This is a genomic window from Nocardia abscessus (genome assembly GCF_015477775.1).
In the GTDB taxonomy this organism is placed as follows: Bacteria; Actinomycetota; Actinomycetes; order Mycobacteriales; family Mycobacteriaceae; genus Nocardia; species Nocardia abscessus_A.
The window spans coordinates 1,123,678-1,145,001 of sequence record NZ_JADLQO010000001.1; the positions used below are offsets into that span (position 1 = coordinate 1,123,678).

General features: G+C 69.9%; 15 protein-coding genes. 7 read left to right on the forward strand and 8 right to left on the reverse strand.

The features are described 5' to 3' along the window. The first annotated feature begins 75 nt into the window (after positions 1–75). Entirely contained in the window at positions 76–3,105 is a 3,030-nt protein-coding gene (locus IU450_RS05200; RefSeq protein WP_324197532.1) for a circularly permuted type 2 ATP-grasp protein, read from the forward strand. Then, entirely contained in the window at positions 3,102–4,016 is a 915-nt protein-coding gene (locus IU450_RS05205; protein ID WP_195148542.1) for a transglutaminase family protein, read from the forward strand. Before IU450_RS05200 ends, IU450_RS05205 begins: the two co-directional genes overlap by 4 nt. A 185-nt stretch (positions 4,017–4,201) precedes the next feature. On the opposite strand, the gene IU450_RS05210 is transcribed toward IU450_RS05205, so the two are convergent. The 5 genes from IU450_RS05210 to IU450_RS05230 form a co-directional block, all read right to left on the reverse strand. After that, positions 4,202–4,912, reverse strand: a complete 711-nt coding sequence (locus tag IU450_RS05210) for a type 1 glutamine amidotransferase (RefSeq protein ID WP_195148543.1) — start codon at positions 4,910–4,912, stop codon at positions 4,202–4,204. After that, positions 4,909–6,147, reverse strand: a complete 1,239-nt coding sequence (locus tag IU450_RS05215) for a MurT ligase domain-containing protein (protein WP_195148544.1) — start codon at positions 6,145–6,147, stop codon at positions 4,909–4,911. The genes IU450_RS05210 and IU450_RS05215 overlap by 4 nt, the downstream gene beginning before the upstream one ends. 65 nt (positions 6,148–6,212) lie before the next feature. Then, on the reverse strand, positions 6,213–6,854 hold the full coding sequence (locus IU450_RS05220) for a pyridoxamine 5'-phosphate oxidase family protein (protein ID WP_195148545.1): 642 nt from the start codon (positions 6,852–6,854) through the stop codon (positions 6,213–6,215). Between the two features lie 72 nt (positions 6,855–6,926). Continuing rightward, positions 6,927–8,702 carry a hydroxysqualene dehydroxylase gene (locus IU450_RS05225; RefSeq protein ID WP_195148546.1) on the reverse strand — a complete coding sequence of 592 codons (1,776 nt, stop codon included), beginning with the start codon at positions 8,700–8,702 and terminating at the stop codon, positions 6,927–6,929. 165 nt (positions 8,703–8,867) lie between these two features. Next, positions 8,868–9,818, reverse strand: coding sequence for an EamA family transporter (locus tag IU450_RS05230; RefSeq protein WP_195148547.1), 951 nt, complete (start codon positions 9,816–9,818; stop codon positions 8,868–8,870). 110 nt (positions 9,819–9,928) lie between these two features. Between IU450_RS05230 and IU450_RS05235 the strand changes: the two genes are divergently transcribed. Then, a complete protein-coding gene (locus IU450_RS05235) occupies positions 9,929–10,864 on the forward strand; it encodes a LysR family transcriptional regulator (RefSeq protein ID WP_195148713.1) in 936 nt (311 codons plus the stop codon). Between the two features lie 37 nt (positions 10,865–10,901). Here the strand turns inward: IU450_RS05235 and IU450_RS05240 are convergent, their stop codons facing one another. Beyond that, on the reverse strand, positions 10,902–12,551 hold the full coding sequence (locus tag IU450_RS05240; protein ID WP_195148548.1) for a MinD/ParA family ATP-binding protein: 1,650 nt from the start codon (positions 12,549–12,551) through the stop codon (positions 10,902–10,904). Between the two features lie 264 nt (positions 12,552–12,815). Further along, on the reverse strand, positions 12,816–14,609 hold the full coding sequence (gene leuA, locus IU450_RS05245) for a 2-isopropylmalate synthase (protein WP_195148549.1): 1,794 nt from the start codon (positions 14,607–14,609) through the stop codon (positions 12,816–12,818). A gap of 271 nt (positions 14,610–14,880) precedes the next feature. Between leuA and IU450_RS05250 the strand changes: the two genes are divergently transcribed. The 4 genes from IU450_RS05250 to IU450_RS05265 all read left to right on the forward strand — a co-directional run bounded on the left by IU450_RS05250 (position 14,881) and on the right by IU450_RS05265 (position 20,089). Beyond that, positions 14,881–15,648, forward strand: a complete 768-nt coding sequence (locus IU450_RS05250; protein ID WP_195148550.1) for a sulfite exporter TauE/SafE family protein — start codon at positions 14,881–14,883, stop codon at positions 15,646–15,648. Positions 15,649–15,761: 113 nt separating this feature from the next. Beyond that, positions 15,762–17,390, forward strand: coding sequence for an alpha/beta hydrolase (locus IU450_RS05255; RefSeq protein WP_195148551.1), 1,629 nt, complete (start codon positions 15,762–15,764; stop codon positions 17,388–17,390). A 76-nt stretch (positions 17,391–17,466) separates the two neighbouring features. Then, a complete protein-coding gene (locus IU450_RS05260) occupies positions 17,467–19,086 on the forward strand; it encodes a GMC oxidoreductase (RefSeq protein ID WP_195148552.1) in 1,620 nt (539 codons plus the stop codon). Positions 19,087–19,213: 127 nt separating this feature from the next. After that, complete coding sequence (locus tag IU450_RS05265; protein ID WP_324197533.1) at positions 19,214–20,089, forward strand: ion transporter; 876 nt, start codon at positions 19,214–19,216, stop codon at positions 20,087–20,089. On the opposite strand, the gene IU450_RS05270 is transcribed toward IU450_RS05265, so the two are convergent. Beyond that, a complete protein-coding gene (locus tag IU450_RS05270) occupies positions 20,067–21,278 on the reverse strand; it encodes a low temperature requirement protein A (RefSeq protein ID WP_195148553.1) in 1,212 nt (403 codons plus the stop codon). The genes IU450_RS05265 and IU450_RS05270 overlap by 23 nt on opposite strands. Positions 21,279–21,324: the final 46 nt, after the last annotated feature.

The window sequence follows — 21,324 nt, forward strand, 5'->3', positions numbered from 1 at the left end:
GGTACCGGGCGCGAACCGTCCGGGGAAGCGTTCGGCGACCGTAGGGCACGGATGCGGCGGAAGCGAGGTCGGCCGGTGAGGTTGCGCGACGAGCCGCGGGAGACCGCGGCCCTCACAATCGTGCGCGAGCAGTTCGCGCGCTACCGCACCGACGGCGCCGAGACCGCCGCCTACGACGAATGCGGCAGGCCGGTCCCGGGTTACCACGACGAACTGGTCGACGCCGAGGGCAACGTGCGCCGGATCTGGTCGGAGCTGTCGGCCGACTTCGCCGAACTCGGCGGGGACGGCCTCGGCAGGCTGGACAGCAGGGTGCGCAGGTTGATCGACGACGACGGCATCACCTACCTCGAGCCCGGCGCACAGGCCGACGCCACGGCGCCGTCGCCGTGGCGGCTCGATCCGATTCCCCTGCTGGTGGCCGCGGACGATTGGATTCGACTGGAGGCGGGGCTGGAACAGCGCTCCCGCGTGCTCGACGAGGTGCTCACCGATGTCTACGGCCCACGCAGGACGATCGGCTCTGGGCTGCTCGCACCGGAAGTGGTGTTCGGCAACCGCGGCTATGTCCGGGCCGCGCACGGCATCACCGTGCCGGGGCGGCATCAGCTCTTCCTGCACGCCTGCGACCTCAGCCGCTGGAGCGACGGGCGATTCCGGGTGCTCGCGGACTGGGCGCAGGCGCCCGCAGGCGCCGGATACGCGCTGGCGGACCGCAGGGTGGTGTCGACCGCGATCCCGGAGTCGTTCGAGCACGCCAATCCGCGCCCCCTGACGCCCTTCGCCAGGGCGATGCGCTCGATGCTGATCGAATCGGCGCAGACCGGCGACGACGAGCCGGTGGTCGTGGTACTCAGCCCCGGCGTGCACTCCGAGACCGCGTTCGATCAGGCGTATCTCGCCTCCACCCTGGGCTTTCCGCTGGTGGAGAGCGTCGACCTGGTGGTGCGGGACGGTGCGCTGTGGATGCGGTCGCTGGGCACGCTGAAACGGGTGGACGTGGTGCTGCGCCGAGTGGACGCGGAGTTCTCCGATCCGCTGGACCTGCGGCCGGATTCGCGGCTGGGCGTGGTGGGCCTGGTCGAGGCGCTGCGGCGCGGCGCGGTGACGGTCGTGAACACGCTCGGCAGCGGATTGCTGGAGAACCCCGCGCTGGCCGGTTTCCTGCCCGGGCTCTCGCGCGCGCTACTCGGCGAGGATCTGCTGCTGGAGGGTGCGCCCTCGTACTGGGGTGGCCACGACCGGGAGCGTGCGCACCTGATCGCACATCTGGACGGGCTGGTCCTGCGCTCGGTGGTCGACGGAGCCACGGTTTTCGGACCGGAGCTGAGCCGGGAGCAGCGCGAGGAGTTGAAGGCCAGGATCGGCGCGCACGGATGGCAGTGGGTCGGCCAGGAACCGGCGCAGTTCTCGGTCGCGCCCGCCGTCCGCGATCACGACGGGCTCGCCGCGGCTCCGGTCGGTATGCGCTTGTTCTCGCTGGCCCATCGCGGCGGCTACACCGTGATGTCCGGCGGTCTCGGCCAGCTGCGCCGGCGCACGACCGAACGCGCCGCGATCAAGGTCGCCGCCAAGGACATCTGGGTGCGGGCGGCGCCGCAGGCCGCCGCCGCGACCAGCACCGAGCCGCCGCGCGCGGAGCGGGAACGGCGCACCGCCCCGATCATGGCCGCGATCAGCTCCCCGCGCGTGCTCAACGACCTGTTCTGGATGGGCCGCTACGGCGAGCGCGCCGAGGACGCGGCGCGTCTGCTGATCGCCACCCACGAGCGCTATCAGGAGTTCCGTTATCGCCCCTGGCTGGAGGGCGCACAAGCGCTGCCGGTCCTCTTCGCCGCGCTCGGCCGGACCACCGCCACCGCCGCACCGGCCGAGGGACCGTCCGGCCCGGAGACGCACGCCCCCGCGCCGCAGCAGAATTCGTCCGATCGCGACATGCTGTCACGGCCGGGTGATGCGCGGGTCGCGCAGTACGGCGACGATCGGGCGCACACCGCGGCCGGATCGATCGGGCATGACGAGTCGCGGGCCGTCCCGCCGCTGCCGGGTGCGGGCGGGTCGACGGAAGACGCCGCGCAGCCGCCGTTTTCCGGCGAACGATCCGCGACGGAGGTCTCGGCCGGACCGTCGCAGCGAGCCGGAGCATCGAAAGCGGCAGGGAGCGAAGTCGATCGGGAGCGAACCGAACGTCGTTCCGGCGTGGCTCGGGTCGAATCCGTAGCCAGTGCCGGTGCGCGACAATCGGTTACGGCCGGTGTGGAGGCCGTCGCCGAACGACCCGGTAGCGACGCACCGACCGGCGCGTCCCGCGAGGGCCACGACTACCTCGTCGCCCTGACGATCGACCGGGAGCTCTCCGGATCGCTTGCCTTCGCGATCGAGCGGTACGGCAACGCCGCGCGGGCCGTGCGCGACCAGCTGCCGACGGACACGTGGCTGATCCTCGGCGCCATCGACCGCGCGTTGGCCTGCTATCCGGGTGCGGTGGACGACCAGGAAGCGGAGCTGTCGGACGTGCACGCACAGACCCTGGCCGGGCTGCTCGCGCTGTCCGGCATCGACGGGGAGTCGCTGGTCCGCGACGCCGGGTGGTACGTCAGGGACATCGGCAAGCGAATCGAACGCGGTCTGGCCCTGACCGCTCTGCTGTCGGCCGCGCTGACCCAGCAATATCCGGAGGACACCGAGCGGGAGGTCACGGATTGGGTGCTGCGCGCCACCGAGTCCTCGGTGAGTTACCGTCGGCGGCACCGGGATTCGGTACGCGTCTCGAACGTCGCCGAACTCCTGCTGTTCGACACCGCCAATCCGCGATCGCTGGCCTATCAGCTGGAACGGCTCCACGCCGATTTCCACGCGCTGCCCGGCTCCTCCGGCTCGTCGCGTCCGCAGCGGCTGCTCGCGGACGCGCGACGCATGCTGCGCCGCCTGGACCCCGACGACCTGGAATTCACCGACGCGGACGACCGGCGCACCGAACTGGCCGAATTGCTGGAGGGAGTGCACTCGCGCCTGCGCAAGATGTCCGAATCCTTCGAGACCACGGCGCTGTCGCTCCCGGGCGGCATCCAGCCGCTGTGGGGCAGCGCGCAGGTTGTCGAATGACCGGCCCCGCTCGCGCGGTCCGGCGCTACCGGGTGGAGCATCGCACCAAGTACGCGTATTCCGGTGAAGTCACCAGTTCCTACGGGCGGGTGTACCTGACGCCCCGCGAATTCCCCGGCCAACGACTGATCGCACACGACATCCGAATCGACCCCGCGCCGTCGGACCGGTCGGTCGGCGCGGACGTCTACGGCAATATCACCTCCTACTTCCACGTCACCACCGAGCACCGCGCTCTGACGGTCGTCGGCGAATCGCTCGTCGAGGTCGACGCCCCCGGAGACGATCGCGCCGGATCGGCCGCCCAACCGTGGGAGAAAGCGCGCCCCACCGGCGCGAACGGGCCGTTCGCCGTCGAGTTCGCCCTCGACCTGCACCCGCCGGAGATCACTGCGGACCTCGTCGCCTACACGGCCGAATCCTTCCTGCCGGGCAGGCCGCTGCTCGACGCGGTGGACGAGCTGAACACCCGCATCTACACCGACTTCGCCTACCGGTCCGGCGCCACGACGGTGTCCACTCGGGTGGCCGACGTATTCGCGGCCCGAGCCGGCGTCTGTCAGGACTTCGCGCGTCTCGCCGTCGCCTGCCTGCGCTCGCAAGGTCTCGCCGCCAGGTACGTCTCCGGCTACCTGGCCACCGATCCGCCGCCGGGGAAGGAGCGGATGATCGGCGCCGACGCCACGCACGCCTGGGCGGCGGTGTGGGCGCCCGGCGTGGACGGACACGACCGGGCAGGCCACTGGATCGACCTCGACCCCACCAACGACCAGTTCGCCGACGAGCGATACATCACCGCCGCCTGGGGCCGGGACTACGCCGACGTCCCTCCACTGCGCGGCATCATCTACACCGACGCGAAGGACAGCACGATCTCCGTCTCCGTCGACGTCACCGAGACCGGAGTCTGATCACCCGTCCCACCATGGACGACCCGCGCTGGTCGACGGTACGCGCTCCAGCAGTACGCCCGCGTCGGCCGGATGATCGGTACCTGCTCCAGCCGCACGCCCGGCGCGAAGAAGACGGCGAGCACAGCCGTGCACGTGCCGGCCGAACCGGGCTCGGAGATGTGCCGCCGTCGCGGTGCGGCGGCTCAGGCGCGCAGGCGCTCGCGGCGCAGCTGGTCCACCTCGGGGAGGTCGAGGGGGGCCAGTTCGGTGACGCCGAGGGAGCGCATCAGCAGCAGGTCGGCGAGCTCGGGATTGCGGGCCAGCGCCGGACCGTGCATGTAGGTGCCGATCACCGAGCCCTGGACCACGCCTTCCAGCCCGTCGCCGACGCCGTTGCCGACGCCACGGGTGACCCGGGCGAGGCCGTGCGCCTCGCCGCCGAGTTTCGTTCCGCCCCGGTGATTCTCGAAGCCGGTGAGCGCCGCGGTGAGCCCGTCGAGCAGCGGTGCGGTGGTCACCTCGCCGATGGCGCGCTTGGGCTGCGGCGACGTGGTGACGTCGATCAGGCCGACGCCGTCCACCCGCTCGCCCGCCGAGGTCTCGTACCACTGGCCGAGCACCTGGATGGCCGCGCAGATCGCCAGTACCGGAGCGCCTTTCGCGGCGGCGCGCTGCAAGCCGGGGTAGCGCTGGAGGTGCCGGGTGGCCAGCCGCTGGGCGGAATCCTCCGCGCCGCCGAGGGTGTAGATATCCAGGGAATCCGGCACCGGCTCGGACAGCGTGATCTCGACGATCTCGGCGTCGTAGCCGCGCATGCGCAGCCGCTGCCGCAGCACGAGGGCGTTGCCGCCGTCGCCGTAGGTGCCCATCACGTCCGGCAGCACCAGGCCGATGCGCAGGGTCGATTCACTCATGATGCCCGCTCCTCGAGGTCACGGTTGAGATCACGGAACGCGGTGTAGTTCGCCAGCACTTCCACATGGCCCGCGGGGCACGACGCGATGGCGCGCACCGGATCGGGCACCGTGGTGTGCTCCACGCCCGCGTAGGTCAGCCGCACGGCGAGATCGGTGGCCCGCTCGCCCGCCGCCACCACCTGCACGCCTTCGAAGTGCTCGAAGCGCACGTCCCACAGCCAGGACAGGTCTTCGCCGTCGGGCACCTGGCCGTTCACCGCGATCACCAGGCCGGCCGAGGTCGGCTCGATCATCGACAGCGCCTCCTGCCATCCGGCGGGGTTCTTCGCCAGCAGCAGACGCGCGTCGTGCTCGCCGACCTGCACGGTGCGGTAGCGGCCCGCGATCTCCCGCACCGTGCCCGCGGCCGCGACGGCCTGCTCCGCATCGGCGCCCAGTGCGACGGCCGCGGCCACCGCCTGTGCGGCATTGCCGCGATTGGCCCGGCCGGGCAGCGCCAGCCGCAACTGGAAGCGCACGCCGTCCGGCCCGACCAGATCGTCTCCGTCGAGCCACCAATCCGGTTCGGGGCGTTGGAAATCCGCGCCGGTACTGCGCCAGTGCTCCCCCTCCCAGACGATCGGTTCGCCGCTGCGAGGGCAGCTCGTCGCGTCCATCGCCCAGCCGCTGCCCGCGGACACCCACACCACGTTGGGGTGGTCGTAGGCGATCGAGGTGACCAGCACGTCGTCGCAGTTGGCCACCACGACGGTGGCGGGATGCCGGGCCAGCCCGGCGCGCAGCTTGCGCTCGATCATGTTGATCTCGCCGACCCGGTCGAGCTGGTCACGGCTGAGGTTCAGCAGTACCACCGCAGAGGGGTTCAGCGCATCGGTGACGTGCGGCAGGTGCAGTTCGTCCACCTCGATCGCGGCCAGCGGCGCGCGCCGGTGCGCGTTGAGCGCGGCGACGATGCCCGCGTCCATGTTCGCGCCGTCGGCCTGGGTCGCGACCGTGCCGAGGGTGCTGAGCGCGGCGGTGGTCATTCGCGTGGTGGTGGACTTGCCGTTCGTACCGGTCACCAGCACGGTGCGCCGCTGCCGTCCCAGCTGGTCCATGACGGTCGGATCGATCTTCAACGCGATCAGGCCGCCGATCATCGAGCCCTTGCCGCGACCCGCCTTCTGCGAGGCCCAGGACGCCGCGGCCGCCGCCGCCAGCGCGAGCCGTCCACGCACCGATATCTCTGCCACGTCGCGAGTCTATGTTCGCCCCGCGATCCGGGCGCGCCGCGGTCGGGTGGCGTGGGCCACGCGGCTCAGCCCTGGTAGAGCTTGGCGGCGTAGTTCTCCGGGGAGTAGTAGCGCTCCAGCTGCTCCACCGTCTCGGTGACGTTCGTCTGCACCTCTTTGACCAGGCAGGCGGCGCTCGGCAGGTTGTCCTGCGGCCATTGTTGCGGCTCCCACAGGTGGCTGCGCATGAACGCTTTGGCGCAGTGGAAGAAGATCTGGTCGATAGCCACCTCGACGGCCAGGATCGGGCGGTGCCCGCGCACCACCATGTCATCGAAGTACGGCGCGTCGCGCACCAGCCGCGCGCGGCCGTTGATCCGCAGCGTTTCGCGGCGGCCCGGGATCACGAACAGCAGCCCGACGTGCGGGTTGGCCAGGATATTGAGGTAGCCGTCGGCGCGCCGGTTACCGGGGCGCTCGGGAATGGCGATGGTGGTGTCGTCGAGCACCCGCACGAATCCGGCCGGATCCCCTTTGGGGGAGGCATCGCAGTTGCCGTCCGCGTCGCTGGTGCTCATCACCAGGAACGGCGAGGTGGCGATCCACTCGCGGTCCCGGGCGTGCAGGACGGCTCGCTCCTTGGTCGCGGCGCGCGGCATCACCTCGCCCAGCAACTCCCGCAGGTCCGCCGGGTCGGTGATCTCGTTGGAGGCGGTGCTCTCGCGCATGATTCGATTCAAGCACCGCCCGCAGGGGTGTGGCGATCGAATTCGGTTACCCCGACGGGATATCGATCACGTTCAGACGTGGACGTCGAACATGTTCGGCTGTCCGGCCGCGTAGCGGTCGGCGTCGATCCGGCGCAGCGGTTCCAGTTCGGGCGCGCGGAACAGGGTGTAGGTCCGGCAGCGCTCCGCGTTCGAACCGGACACCTCCAGCAGCGCGTTCACCGCGGCTCGCGCGGATTCGTTGGCGCCCTCCATGGTGGCCAGGTCGACGTTCGTGCGCACGTAATCGCCTGCCAGGAACAGGTTCTCCAGTGCGCCGTGCGGTTGTGGGCGGTACTCCCACGACCCGGCCGTGTTGATCAGCAGCGGGTCGGCGTTGGCGTTGCGCCGCTGCCCCTCCTGCCAGGTGATGCCCGGATCGAGGAACCAGGAGTGCAGGTCGGCGTCGCGCAGCACCTCACCGCGATCGTCCAGGTGGGCCCGGATCTGCGCCCAGGTCTCGCGGGCGATCTCCTCGTGCGTGCACTCCTTGGCCGGTTTGCCGAACAGGATGCCGGGGGTGTTCCAGTCGGAGATGTCCACCGAGAGGCAATCCTGCACGCTGCCGTCGCCGAACTCGGGCAGCTTGCGGCGCCACAGCTGGTTCTGGCTGATCGAGGTGAGCGACCAGGGCGCGTCGATGTAGGCGGTGTGGCCGCGCGAGATCTCCGCCGGTCTGCGCAGATAGAACTGGATGCCGTTCATCCAGTCGGTGAAGAGGTTGTCCATCGCGGCCAACTCGGGTTGCACCGCGAGCACTTGCGGCGACCACAGGGTGCGCGCCCGCTCGGCGGGTAGCGCGACGACGAAGTAGTCGGCCTCGATCGTGCGCTGCGCGCCGGTCTCGTCCAGGACGCGGGCCCCGGTGATCCTGCGGTCGCGCACCTCGAGTTCGAGCACCTGCGCGCCGAGCACGAATTCCGCGCCGAGTTCGCGGATCCGCCGCATCCACGGGTCGATCCACACCGCGTTGGTCGGACCGTTCAGCACCCGGTCCAAGCCGCCGTCGTTGCCGATCTCGAAGGGATTGCCGAGGAACTGCTCGCCCATCGTGCCGATGGTGCGCACGCTGGCCACGTTCTCCTTCGCGGCGACCATGAGGCTGGTCAGCGTGCGCGAGAGCAGCGCGCGGAACTCGTGCGAGCGGGCGTGGCCGCCGACGAAATCGTGCCAGGAGGTGCGTTCCCACTGGCCGAGGCGGCGGGCGTCGCAACTGGTGTTGAAGACCAGCAGGCGTTCGGCGAAGTAGATTCCCTCGTCGGGAGGCATTTTCAGCGCGGTCGACAGCGCGGCGCCGAGCGTTTCACGGAAGCCTTCGGGGCTGAAGCCCGAGCGGGCGCGCGGGCCGAGCGGGACGCGGAAGTCGTCGCCGCCGCGTCGCGCGAATCGGGCCTCCGGCACGGCGACCAGGTTGTCCCAGACTCCGTTGGCGTTGCCGGGGAAGGGAATTCGCCGCATGGTGTCCGGCACGTGCTGATAGAAGCCGGGGAAGAAGCGAAAACCGTGCTCGCCGGGCAGATCCGGCCGTCCCCCCGCTCCGGTGCCCGGTACGCCGACGCTGCGGGCTTTGCCGCCCCATGCGCGCTTTTCGTAGACGGTGACCTGGAATCCGCGTTCCGCCAACTCGTGCGCGGCGGTGAGGCCGGCGACGCCGCCGCCGAGCACCGCGACCCGACGTCCGCCGGGATTCGCCGCGGCCGGCGCCGGTAGCGACGCACCCGCCGTCAGCGCCCCCGCTGTAGCCACCCCCGCTGCGACCGTGTTACGAAGCAGTGTTCTTCGCGATACGGTCCATCGATTTTCTGCCATGCGCCGCTCTGCTGCCTAGAACCGGGACCAACTTCCACGCCGGGCACTACTGTAAGGCGACAATTCGAGCCTCTCGCACCGACCCCGCAAAGCGATCGGTGCGCTCTGCGGAATCTGTGCGACCGAGCACACGCGCAGTGGCCGGATCGAGGCGTGGCCGCCCGTTCAGGCCGGGCGGCCGGAGCAGGCCGGCGTGGGGGTGCTCGGTGTCCCGGTGCGGATGTCCGTGGTCGTCGCACGCGGCCTGCTCGACGTGGCGGCGAACGCGCCCGCCAGCACCACGACGCCGCCGACCAGCGACAACGGGGTCGGTGTCTCGCCGAGGGCAGTCCAGGCCGCGGCGATTCCGACGACCGGAACGAGCAGCGAGAACGGCGCGACAAGACCTGCCGGGTAGCGCCCGAGCAGGTAGGTCCACAGTCCCGTGCCGACCACGGTGGCGAGGACGGCGATATAGGCGAGGGCCAGGAGAGCGGGCAAACCCTCAGCCGTGAACGACTCGGCCAAGGCGCGGGCACCAGCGGTCGGTCCTTCGGCGAACACGGACAGCGCGAACAGCGGCACCGGCGGGACTGCGGTGGTCCACAGCATCAGATGCAGCGGGTTGACGCCAGGGGACTCGGTACCGGCCAGGCGCGCGCCGACATTGCCGAAGGCCCAGCCGAGCCCGCCCGCGAGGGTCAGCAGCACGGGCAGCAGCGCGGCGTGTTCCAGCCGGTCCCAGCCGATCACCGCCATGCCCGCCACCGCGACGGTGATACCTCCGACCTGCACCGGACGCATCCGCTCACCCAGCAGCAGCGTGCCGAGCAGCACGGTGAACGGGGCGGAGGATTGCAGCACCAGCGAGGCGAGCCCGGTCGGCATGCCCGCCCGCATCGCGGTGAACAGGAACGCGAACTGCAGGATGCCGAAACCGGTGCCGTACAGCAGGATCCAGCGCATGCGCACCGCGGGGCGCGGAATGAACAGCAGGGCGGGGACCGCGAGCACCGCGAAACGCAGTGCCGCGAAGAAGAACGGCGGGAAGTGGTCGAGTCCCACTCGGATAGCGAGGAAATTCAGTCCCCAGAGCAGGACGACGGTCAAGCCGAGCAGGCGGTCGCGGTTGGTCACCTCCTCATCGTGCGAGTTGCTAATGATCAGAACAATCGAATATTTATTGATCAATAATGTAGCTTTGCTTAATGGAATTGAGCTCCGCACCCGCCGCTACCGGCCCGCCCATGGCGCTGGAACGGCTCCGTGTGCTGCGTGAACTCGCCGATCGGGGCACCGTCGCCGCCGTGGCCTCAGCGCTGTCGATGACGCCCTCTGCCGTCTCGCAACAGCTCAAGGTGCTGGCCAGGGAGGCCGGGGTGGCACTGCTCGAACCGGACGGCAGACGGGTGCGGCTCACCGACGCGGGCCGCGCTTTGGTGGTGCGCGCCGACGAGGTGCTCGCGGCCATGGACCGCGCGGTCGCCGAGATGGCCCACTATCGCGGCTCGCCGCGCGGGCGGGTCCGCGTCGCGGTGTTTCCCTCGGGTGGTGCGTTGCTGCTGCCCCAAGTGTTGCCCGGCATGGTGGACAGCGGAGTGGAGGTGATCGCGCAAGACGAGGACGTGCCCCCGTCGGAGGTGGCGCGACTGCTCGCCGACTACGACGTGGTCCTGACCCACCGCGACGAACGCGCCGCGCCGATCGCCGACCCGCGCGTCGCGACCAGGGTGCTCATGCGCGAGCCGATCGATGTCGTGGCCGCGCCGACCCATCGGCTCGCGGGCCGTTCGGCCGTCGCGCCGGAGGAATTGGCCGACGAGACCTGGCTGAGCGTGCGGGGCGGTTTCCCGGTCGACGACGTGCTGCGCTCGATCGCCACCGTGACCGGCGTACAGCCGCGGATAGCGCAGCGCCTGAACGATTTTCGCGTCATCGAGACGCTGGTGGCGACCGGCTACGGCGTCGCGCTCATGCCGCGCTACGCGGTGGGACACCCCGCCCTCGCGGTGCTGCGGTTGTCGGGCGTGCGTGCCGCCCGGATATACGAACTGGTCACCCGCCCGCGGGCCGATGCCCGTCCGGCGGTCGCGGCTGTGCTCGCTGCTTTCGAATCGGCCGTCGCGATCGCGACCGCCGACGCGGGGACGGTGAGCGGAAAAGACACCGCCGCACGAGGATGACCCCGGGCGGCGATGTCGAATCAGCCTTGCGAGCCGATCAGAATCCTTGCGGCGGCTGGTGATGCCGGTAGGGGTGCTGGGCCTGCGAGCTGACGTAGCCGAAGTCGTCGGCGACCATGGCCGCCAGCTCCAGCAGCGCCCGCCGCGTCGGCTTGCTCACCAGTTCCAGATCGATCTCCGCGCCCTCGGCGAGGTGATCGTCGAACGGAACCACCTGCACCGCGCGGGTGCGGTCGAGGAACAGCTTGCGCAGCTGGTCGAGATCGACGGTGGACGCGCCGCGCCGGGAGGCGTTCACCACCACGACCGTTCGCTCCACCAGCTTGCCGTAGCCGTGGTGGTCCAGCCAGTCCAACGTGGCCGACGCGCTGCGGGCGCCGTCGATGGCGGGCGAGGTGACCAGCACCAGCGAACTCGCCATATCCAGCACGCCCGCCATCGCGGAGTGCATCAGACCGGTGCCGCAGTCGGTCAGGATGATGTTGTAGAACGACTGCAGGATGCTGATCGCCTTGCGGTAGTCCGCTTCGCTGAACGCCTCGGAGACCGCCGGATCCTGTTCACTGGCAAGCACTTCCAACCGGCTCGGCGCCTGCGAGGTGTGCGCCCGCACATCGGAGTACCTGGTGATGTGCTGATCTTCGAGCAGGTTGCGCACGGTGGAGCGGGTCTGGCGCGGCACCCGGTGGGCGAGCGTGCCCAGGTCGGGGTTGGCATCGATCGCGATGACCCGGTCGCCGCGCTGCGAGGCGAAGGTGGAGCCGAGACCGACCGTGGTGGTGGTCTTCCCGACGCCGCCCTTCAGCGAGAGGATCGCGATCCGGTAGTCCCCGCGCACCGGTTGGTTCACCCGGTCGACGAGGTCCTGGTAGACGATGTCGGCCGCCGACTCGCCCGGGTTGATCATGCCGCCGGACGCCTTGTGCACGGCACGGCGCCAACCGCTGCGCGGCGCCCTGCGGGCCCGCCTGAGCAGGTTCAGATCGTTCACCGAATGTCCCGGCTGGCCGGGCTGCGGCAGATGCTGCGGCTGGAACGGCTGCGCGGGCTGATGCGGGTTCGGTCCACCCGGCCAACCCGGCCCGTCCTGCCAACCCGGCCCTTGCGGTTGCCCCATGGGCGGGGGTGGCGGTTGATAGGCGGGCGGCGGAGGCTGATGCGTCACCGGCGGGGGCGGCGGCGCCCAGCTGTAGATCGGGCCGCTGGGCTGATCGGGTTGCGGCGCAGCGGGTTCGGGCGGCCCGGAGTCCACGGGCACCCGCCGCACCAAGCCGTCGCCGCCGATCTCCTGGCGGTACTCGCCGTAACCGGGATTGAGCCCGTCCGGCGGCGGGGCTATGGGGTGGCTACCGCTGTGACTCGGCGGCGGCTGAAATGCGCCGGTAGGGAACGGCTCCCCCGGAAAGGGCGACGGCGGCGGATACGCACCCGCGCTCGGCGGGGCGTACGAGCCGTACGGCTCGGCGGGTCCGGCTTGTGGGGGAGCCCAGGACTGCGCTGGTACGGCAGCCTGCGGATAGGCCGTGGTCTGCTCCGTCGAGCCTTGTGGCTCCGGCTGTTCGGGCTGGGCGTCCGGCTGGGCAGGCCCATCCGCCACGTCGGTTTCCTTCGCTTCCGCGCCACCGGCCGGTTCGGCCGACGTGGCGGTGGCCGATGACTCCGCGTCGCTGACTTCGGCCGTATCCACGGAATGACTCTGCAGCCAGGGCGGAGAGGTCGGATTGTGGTCGTTTGTTGTCACGGTTCCCCCATCTGCTCGGGAATTCGAGCAGAGAGCTCGGCGCTTGGAGTGCGAATCCAACGCTAGCACGGGGTTCGCTACGCCGTGGCGCGGTGCGTGCCGGAGGTGGGGAGCGACAGCGCCCCTGACAAGCGGTCTGCGCCAGCAGGATCGGGCGCCGCGCGGTGGAACCGTCGCGGCGCCCGTCCGGATGCGTTGTGGGATGCGCTGTCAGTGCGCCCGGTTCACCGCCGACACCACCGCGCGCAGCGACGCGGTCGTGATCGAGGTGGCGATGCCGACGCCCCATACCACCCGGTCGCCGATCGCGCACTCCACGTACGCGGCGGCCTGCGCGTCATCGCCCGCGGACATGGCGTGCTCGGAGTAGTCCAGCACCTCGACGTCGAAGCCGACCGCGGCGATCGCGTCGACGAACGCCGCCAGCGGGCCGTTGCCCTTGCCGGTGATCTCCTGCTCGACGCCGTCGACCTTCACCACGGCCACGATCGAGTCGACGCCGCCGTCGGTCTCCGACGCGGTGACCTTCTGGCGCATCCGCTCCAGCGGCCGGATCGGGCTCAGGTACTCCTCGTGGAAGACGTCCCACATCTCCTTGGGCGTCACCTCGCCGCCCTCGCCGTCGGTGATCTTCTGGATCGCCTGGGAGAACTCGATCTGCAGCCGCCGCGGCAGCGCCAGACCGTGGTCGGTCTTCATGATGTAGGCGACGCCGCCCTTGCCGGACTGCGAGTTGACCCGGATGACCGCCTCGTAGGTGCGGCCGACGTCCTTCGGGTCGATCGGCAGGTAGGGCACCTCCCAGGTGATGTCGGCGACGTCCGACTCGGCGGCGTCGGCCGTGGCCTTCATCGCGTCCAGGCCCTTGTTGATGGCGTCCTGGTGGCTGCCGGAGAAGGCGGTATAGACCAGGTCGCCGCCGTACGGGTGACGCTCGTGCACCGGCAGCTGGTTGCAGTACTCGACGGTGCGGCGGATCTCGTCGATGTCGGAGAAGTTGATCTGCGGGTCGACGCCGCGGGAGAACATGTTCATCCCCAGGGTGACCAGGCAGACGTTGCCGGTGCGCTCACCGTTGCCGAACAGGCAGCCCTCGATCCGGTCGGCTCCGGCCTGGTAACCCAGTTCGGCGGCGGCCACCGCGGTGCCACGGTCGTTGTGCGGGTGCAGCGACAGCACGATCGCGTCCCGACGGGCCAGGTTGCGGCTCATCCACTCGATCGAGTCGGCGTAGACGTTCGGGGTGGCCATCTCCACGGTGGCGGGCAGGTTGATGATCAGCGGCTTCTCCGGCGAAGGCGCGATGATCGCGGAAACCGCGTCGCAGACGTCCTTGGCGTATTCCAGCTCGGTGCCGGTGTAGGACTCCGGGCTGTACTCGTAGCGCCAGTTGGTGTCCGGGTATCGCTTCTCGGTCTCCAGGCACAGCGCGGCGGCGTCGGTGGCGATCTTCTTCACCGCGTCGCGGTCGGCGCGGAACACCACCTTCCGCTGCAGGATGGAGGTGGAGTTGTAGAAGTGCACGATGACGTTCTGCGCGCCCGCGCAGGCTTCGAAGGTGCGTTCGATCAGCTCCGGACGGCACTGGGTCAGCACCTGGATGGACACGTCGTCGGGGATCGCGCCGTCCTCGATGATCTCGCGGACGAAGTCGAAATCGGTCTGGCTCGCCGACGGGAAGCCGACCTCGATCTCCTTGTAACCCATCCGCACCAGCAGGTCGAACATGCGGCGCTTGCGGGCCGGGCTCATCGGATCGATCAACGCCTGGTTGCCGTCGCGCAGGTCCACCGCGCACCAGCCCGGCGCCCGGTCGATCACCCGGTCCGGCCAGGTGCGGTCGGGCAGCGTGATCGGCTCGACCTCCTCGGCGAACGGCCGATAGCGGAACGTCGGCATCGAGGAGTTCTTCTGTTTGTTCCACCCGGGCTGGTCGGCGGGAGCGGGTTTGCTCGGTGCCGTGATCGTGCGGGTGGTCGATACGAACGCGTCAGCAGGGGACATGGGCGGTTTCTCCCGAGGATGTCGTTTTTCCCAATGGGCTGGGTCGACCGGCGCGGCAAAACCCCGCGACGGGAGCCGGTCCGATCAGACCCCGTCGCGGCGGTCGAGAAGAAGTGCCCGCTGCATGATGTCCGAGAGTTTACCGTGCCGCCCTACCTCCGGGAAGTGAGGTCCCGTCGTCGGGTGATCCGACGACCCGGCTACGGTTCGGTCCGGTAGTGGACAACGCTGGTACGGGCCCGGTGCCCGACCGGACGTCGAAGGATTGGCTATGACCTGGCTGGAGCAACTGGCCGTCTTCGGTGCCGGCGTCGCGGCGGGCGGCATCAACACGATCGTCGGCTCGGGCACGCTGATCACCTTTCCCGTTCTCCTCGCGTTCGGCCTGCCGCCGGTGACGGCGAATGTGTCCAACACCATCGGTCTGGTCCCCGGCTCGATCAGCGGCGTGCACGGGTACCGCCGCGAACTCGCCGGCCAGCGCGACCGGCTGACGCGCTTGGGCACGGCCTCGCTGCTCGGCGGCATCACGGGGGCGGTGCTGCTGCTCGTGCTGCCCGCCGGTGCGTTCAAGGCGATCGTGCCCATCTTGATCATCGTGGCACTGGTGCTCGTGGTGGTGCAGCCGCGGCTGGCGAGCTGGGTCAAGCGCCGCAGGGAGAACGACGGCGCCCCGGTGCCGGAGCACGGCGGCCCCATTCTATTCGCCGCGGTCTACGCCGCGGGCGTCTACGGCGGATACTTCGGCGCCGCCCAGGGCGTGCTGCTGATCGGGTTGCTCGGCGTTTTCGTGCACGACGACATCCAGCGCCTCAACGGGGTGAAGAACGTGCTGGCCCTGATCGTGAACGCGGTCTCGGCGCTGATCTTCATTGTGCTGGCGGACGTGGATTGGCGTGCGGTGGCGCTGATCGCGTTCGGCTCGATCATCGGCGGGCAGCTCGGCGCGCGGATGGGCAGGCGGATGCCGCCGACCGTACTGCGCGCCGTCATCGTCGTGGTCGGCCTGATCGCGGTGATCCGGCTGGTGACGTCCTGAGGGCTGCCGATGGCCGCGCCGGGTGCCGAGGTAGTCGAGGTGGTGCTGCCGGAAATCTCAGGGTCGGATGTCAATCCTCAGGGGGACGACGGCCGTCCGGCCCGGGGCTCAGGATGAGTGCCGTGCCTAGCTGGAAGATCGTCATCGTCGCCGCGCTCGCCGGGCTGCTACCCGCCGTGAGCGGCTGCGCCGGACCGCCGAGCCGACACGAATCGGCGGTCGCGGACCTGGTCGCTCAGGCCGACGCGGTCCCGACGCCGCAGCTGGACTGGGCGCCGTGCGCCGAACCGGCGCTGAGTCGATTCCACTGCGCGACCGTCCGGGTGCCGGTGGACTACGCGCACCCCGACGGCCCGACCCTCGGGCTGGCGGTGGTGCGTCAGCAGGCCACCGACCCGCAGCGGCGGATCGGCACGCTGTTCTCCGCCGTCGGCGGTCCGGGCGGTTCGGGACTGCGCTGGGCGGCGGAGGGGGAACTGCTCGGCGGCGAACTCGCGCGCCGCTTCGACGTGGTCACCTTCGACCAGCGCGGGGTCGGCCGCAGCGGGCAGGTGCGCTGTTTCCCGGATGCCGAGCAGCAACGCCGGTTCTGGACCGGCGTGTTGCTGCCGCCCGCGAATCCGGAGCAGGAGCGCGCGGCCGACGCGGCGAGCCGCGAGCTGGCCGCCGGTTGCGCGGCGCACGGCGGCCCATTGCTAGGACACCTGACCAGCGTGGACGCGGCGCGCGATCTGGACCTGCTGCGCCGGGCCGTCGGCGATACGCAGCTGACCTACGAAGGCGGCTCCTATGCGAGCTACCTGGGGCAGGTATACGGCGCGCTGTTCGGCGATCGGGTGCGTGCGCTGCACCTGGCATCGATGATCGACCCGGACGCGTACACCAACGACACCCGAAGCGGCATCGAGAGCGCCGCGGCCGGGACCGAAGAGGTGTTCGGTGAATTCCTCCGGCTGTGCGCGGACGCGGGCCGTGCGGGCTGCGCGTTCGCCGCCCAGGCCGGCCAGGGCGATGCCCTCGTGCAGGGCGGCACGGGCGACCCGGTCCGCCCCGCCGATCTGCGGGCGCGCAATGACGCTGTGCTGCAACGTCTTCGCGCGGAGCCCCTCGTGGTGGGGACCGGCGAGCGGGCGCGGACGGTCACCTACAGCGAGGTGCTGCCGTCGCACGCGCTGCTGCTGTACGACTCGAAGGAGGGCTGGCCCGCCCTGGCCCGATTGCTCGCCGAACTGGAGCGCGGCCCCGCGGGCGACCCCGATGCCGTGCGCGAGATTCTCGCCGCCACCGCCCAGCCGTACGACTTCCTCGACTCGTTCACCGCTATTTCCTGCGCCGACAACGCGTTCCCGCGCGATCCCGGTCAATGGCCCGCGCTGGCAAGGGATCTCGCGAGCGCCAGTCCTACCTACGGGGCGTTCTGGTTGTCGCTGCGCCAAGCGTGCGCGTCCTGGCAGTCCCCGCCGGAGGGATACCCCCAGCGGTACACCGGGCCGTGGATTCTGCGGTCGGACACCCCAGCTCTGTTGGTCAACAACCGATTCGACCCGGCCACGCCGCTCAGCGATGCGCGGCGGGCACAGCAGGAATTGGTGAACGCCCGGTTGGTCGTCGTCGAAGGGGGATACGGGCACACTCCGCTCAACGACTGCACCAGGAAGCTGCGCGAGCGCTATCTCATCGACTTGCAGCTACCGGCGCCCGGGGCGACCTGCCGCCCGGACGAGCTGCCGTTCGGGCGATAGCAAAAACGGATATCTGTTCACAAAACGGGAATACCGGTAATCTGCGCACGCTAAGCCTGATGATGGAAGGTGACCGGTGCGTAGACGTGCCTTGTTCAAGGCGGCGGGCACGGCCGCCCTGCTCGGTGCTGTGGGTTCGATGGCGGGAACGAGCGTGGCGTCCGCCGACCCGGTTTGGGAGGGCTTGTTCCGCACCTGGGTGCCGGAGATCTTCGCCCCGATTCCCGATCCGCCGGAGCACTCGCCCGCGATCGTCATCGGCTCGGGTTTCGGCGCCGCGGTGACCGCGTTGCGCCTGGCCCAGGCCGGGATCGAGACCACCGTGCTGGAGCGCGGTTCACGCTGGCCGAACGATCCGTGGCGGGAGATCTTCACCGGCGACGACCTGCCCGACGGCCGCGGCTTCTGGCACCGCACCCAGTTCACCGGCGTCACCAAGGTGCCCATGCAGTTCGCCAGTTTCGGCGGGGTGCTGGACTGCACCGAGTACCCGGGCATCGACGTCTGGCGCGCGGCCGCGGTCGGCGGCGGCTCGGTGATCTTCAGCGGAGCGATGATCGCCCCGCAGCGCCGCTTCTTCGACCACGTCTTCGGCGGCACCGTCGACTACGGCGAGATGGAGCGCGTCTACTACCCGCGCGTGCGAGAGATGCTGCGGCTGAGCCCGATGCCCGCGGACATCTACAACTCCTCGCCGTTCGCGCATTCCCGCGCCTGGGACGACCAGGTTCGCAAGGCCGGTTACCAGCCCCAGGCGAACGAATCGATCTTCAACTGGGACATCCTGCGCGGCGAACTAGCCGGCGCCACAAGGGCTTCGGCCACCGCGGCCAGGAGCAACCTGGGCAACTCCAACGGAGCGAAGTTCGACCTGAACCAGAACTACCTGGCGTACGCGCAGGGCACCGGCCGGTGCGGAGTCTTCCCCGGCCACCGGGTCGACGCCATCGCGCAGGAGTCCGGCGGCCGCTACGCGGTCACCGTGGCGAAGCTCTCGCCGACCGGTGACGTGCTGGGCACCCGCACCCTCACCTGTGATCGGCTCTTCCTCGGAGCGGGCTCGATCGGCACCTCCGAACTGCTGGTGCGCGCCCAGGCCACCGGTGCGTTGCCGAACCTGAACGAACACGTGGGTGACGGCTGGGGCACCAACGGTGACGTGGTGCTCGCCCGCGGCGCCAGCGCGCTGGCCGGTCACGGCCAAGGCGTGCCGAGCGCGAGCCGGATCTTCGACGAGTCCGGCGTGCCGCTGACCCTGGAGAGCTGGTACATCCCGGGAATCCCGTTCGAAACCGGCGCGCTCGCCTCGCTCGGCATGGTGCTCGACCCGACCCGCGCCCGGTTCGGCTACGACCGGGCCACCAACCGCGTCGGGCTGAGTTGGTCGACCAAGAACCGGGACGACACCGTGGCCGCGGCCAGGGCGGTCGACCGTCGGATCGCCGAACGAGCCGACGCCCTCGTCGAATACAGCGCCCTCGGCTACGACGCGAACGCCCTGTTCACCGCGCATCCGCTCGGCGGAGCCGTGCTGGGGCGGGCCACCGACGCCTTCGGCCGGGTGCACGGTCACCCCGGTCTCTATGTGATGGACGGCGCCGCGATACCCGGCAGCACTGGAACGGTCAACCCGTCGCTCACCATCGCCGCGCTGGCCGAACGCAATATCGAGGCGATCGTTCGCGCCGGTCGCTGACCGATCGGGCGCCGGGCGGGACAGTCCGCGCCGCTCGGCGCCGCTCGGCGGGGTATCGCCATCCGTGCCGAGCGCGCTTTCCGCGTACTAATGTCGGCGGCACCGTTCGGCGTCGAAGGGATTCGCAGTGTCCGCTCCCACCCCCAGCTCGGGCATCGAGAGTTCGCCTGTCGACAGATACGGCCTGCGGGAACCTGCGCAACCGCAGGACTATCCGCGCAAGCCGCCGATGCTGTGGACGGATTTCCTGATGCTGGCGCTGGCCATCGTCTCGGTGGCGTTGGTGGCGTGGATCACCTTCTTCCCGGTCTCCGGGCATACCTATCGCGTGATCGTGATCGTCGACTGGACGCTGTGCGCGGTGTTCGCGATCGAGTTCGTCTGGCGCTGGCGCCGCGCGGGCTGGCCGTGGACCTTCCCGTTCGTCTACTGGTACGAGGTCCTCGGCATGATCCCGGTGACCAGCCCGTTCTTCCGCGGCTTCCGGCTGCTGCGGATCGTGGTGATCCTCGTCCGGCTCGCCCGGGTGGCCGACCGCGTCTTCGGGGACCGGGTTACCGCCGCCGTGGTGAACCGGTTCGTGGCGACCATCGTCGACACCATCCGCCGTCCGATGACGATCGCGGTGATGGACGAGGTGGCGCACGTGCTGCGTACCGGGCACTACACCCGCAACATCGCGGCCGCCCTGGAGGAGAACCGCGCCGAGCTGGACGAGATGATCCTGGAGTTGATCAAGAAGGACCCGCGGGCCGGCCGAGTGCGCTACATCCCGTTCCACGACGAGATCATCCGGCTGATCGCCGACACCACCTTCCGCATCCTGTTCCAGGTGCTGGAGGATCCGCGCACCGACGAACTAGTCGCGGATGTGTTGCGGGAGAACATCGATCAGATCCGCGACGCGGTCCGCGACGGTGTCCGGGTGCCGCCGTCCGCGTACGGGAGAACACCCGACGAGGACTGCGTGCGCCATCGCGTCAATCGGCTACCGCGTGCCTGATCGCGTCCCGTGGCTGCGCCAAACGCACGGTCTCCCAAGCGATCAGCGCGACCAGGACGAGGCACAGCAGCGACAGCGACGCCAGCGCGGGCAGGCTGCAGGCCAGCGGGATGAGCGCCAGCACCACCACCACGGCGATCACCCGCGGCATCGTGATGGTGCCCGTGGCGAAGTGCTTGAATCCCACCAGCGCGATCAGATACAGCGCCACGCCGCCGTAGAGGGCGTACAGCGGAATTCCGTACAGCGCGTCCTTCAAGGTGTGGTGTGAGGAGTCCCCGACGTAGTAGAGAACCTTCTTCAGCCCGAGCGACAGCGCGATGATCCCGACGATCATCGGGAAATGCCAGAAGGTGTAGGAACCCTGCGCGATCTTGATCTGCCGCTTGCCCTCGGCGCGGACGAGCTCGTGCTCCACCGCCAGCGCCGCGACGTCGAAATACGCCCACCACAGCAGCCCGGAAACGGCGAGACCGAGCAACGAACCGAGCGCGATCGGCCAGGAGATCGGCAGACCGGCTACCCCGATGCCGATCGAGACGATCGATTCACCGAGCGCGACGATGATGATCAGCCCGTAGCGCTCGACGAAATGCCGCGCCGAATTCAACCGCCAATCGGTGCCCGCGAACAGCGTCCAAAGGTAGTCGCCCGCGATCGCGGCGATCCACAGCGCGATCTGCGCGGTGCCCTCGGTCAGCGCGGCGACGACCAGCAGCGTGGTGCCGAGGGTGATCGAACCGAGCGCCCAGCGCAGCAGCTGGTTGCGCAATTGCGGGTCCTCGGCGCTGGCCAGCCAGAATATCCCGACGTGCACCAATCGCACGATCAGGTAGGCGACGGCGAAGACCAGGGGCCCGAACCACCCTCCGGGTATGTCGTCGAACGCCTCGGGGATGGTGAGCGCGGCGAGGAACGCGCCGCCCATGGCCGCGAACATCGCCACCCGTGCGATGCCCTCGTCGGCGCGAACCACGTTGCCCAGCCAGGAGTAGGCGATCCACAGCCACCACATCACCGCGAGTACCAGCAGCGCGCGCAGCGCGTTCTTCGCGCTGGTGTCGTCCGCGATCAATCCGGTGACCATGGTGAACGCGAAGACGAGCACCAGGTCGAAGAACAGCTCGAGCTGGGTTACCGAGCCGTCTTCGGCCATCGGCTGGAACCGCGCTCGTTTGGAACCGATCATGCCGCTCATCGTCGCACCCCGGCCGGTTCGGCGCCGGTTCGCTGCC

Coding starts and splice junctions, on each gene's coding strand:
- IU450_RS05235 (WP_195148713.1), top strand. CDS start 9,929: ATGGCGCTGGAACGGCTCCGTGTGCTGCGTGAACTCGCCGATCGGGGC.
- IU450_RS05210 (WP_195148543.1), bottom strand. CDS start 4,912: ATGAGTGAATCGACCCTGCGCATCGGCCTGGTGCTGCCGGACGTGATG.
- IU450_RS05255 (WP_195148551.1), top strand. CDS start 15,762: ATGAGTGCCGTGCCTAGCTGGAAGATCGTCATCGTCGCCGCGCTCGCC.
- IU450_RS05270 (WP_195148553.1), bottom strand. CDS start 21,278: ATGATCGGTTCCAAACGAGCGCGGTTCCAGCCGATGGCCGAAGACGGC.
- IU450_RS05250 (WP_195148550.1), top strand. CDS start 14,881: ATGACCTGGCTGGAGCAACTGGCCGTCTTCGGTGCCGGCGTCGCGGCG.
- leuA (WP_195148549.1), bottom strand. CDS start 14,609: ATGTCCCCTGCTGACGCGTTCGTATCGACCACCCGCACGATCACGGCA.
- IU450_RS05205 (WP_195148542.1), top strand. CDS start 3,102: ATGACCGGCCCCGCTCGCGCGGTCCGGCGCTACCGGGTGGAGCATCGC.
- IU450_RS05225 (WP_195148546.1), bottom strand. CDS start 8,702: ATGGCAGAAAATCGATGGACCGTATCGCGAAGAACACTGCTTCGTAAC.
- IU450_RS05220 (WP_195148545.1), bottom strand. CDS start 6,854: ATGCGCGAGAGCACCGCCTCCAACGAGATCACCGACCCGGCGGACCTG.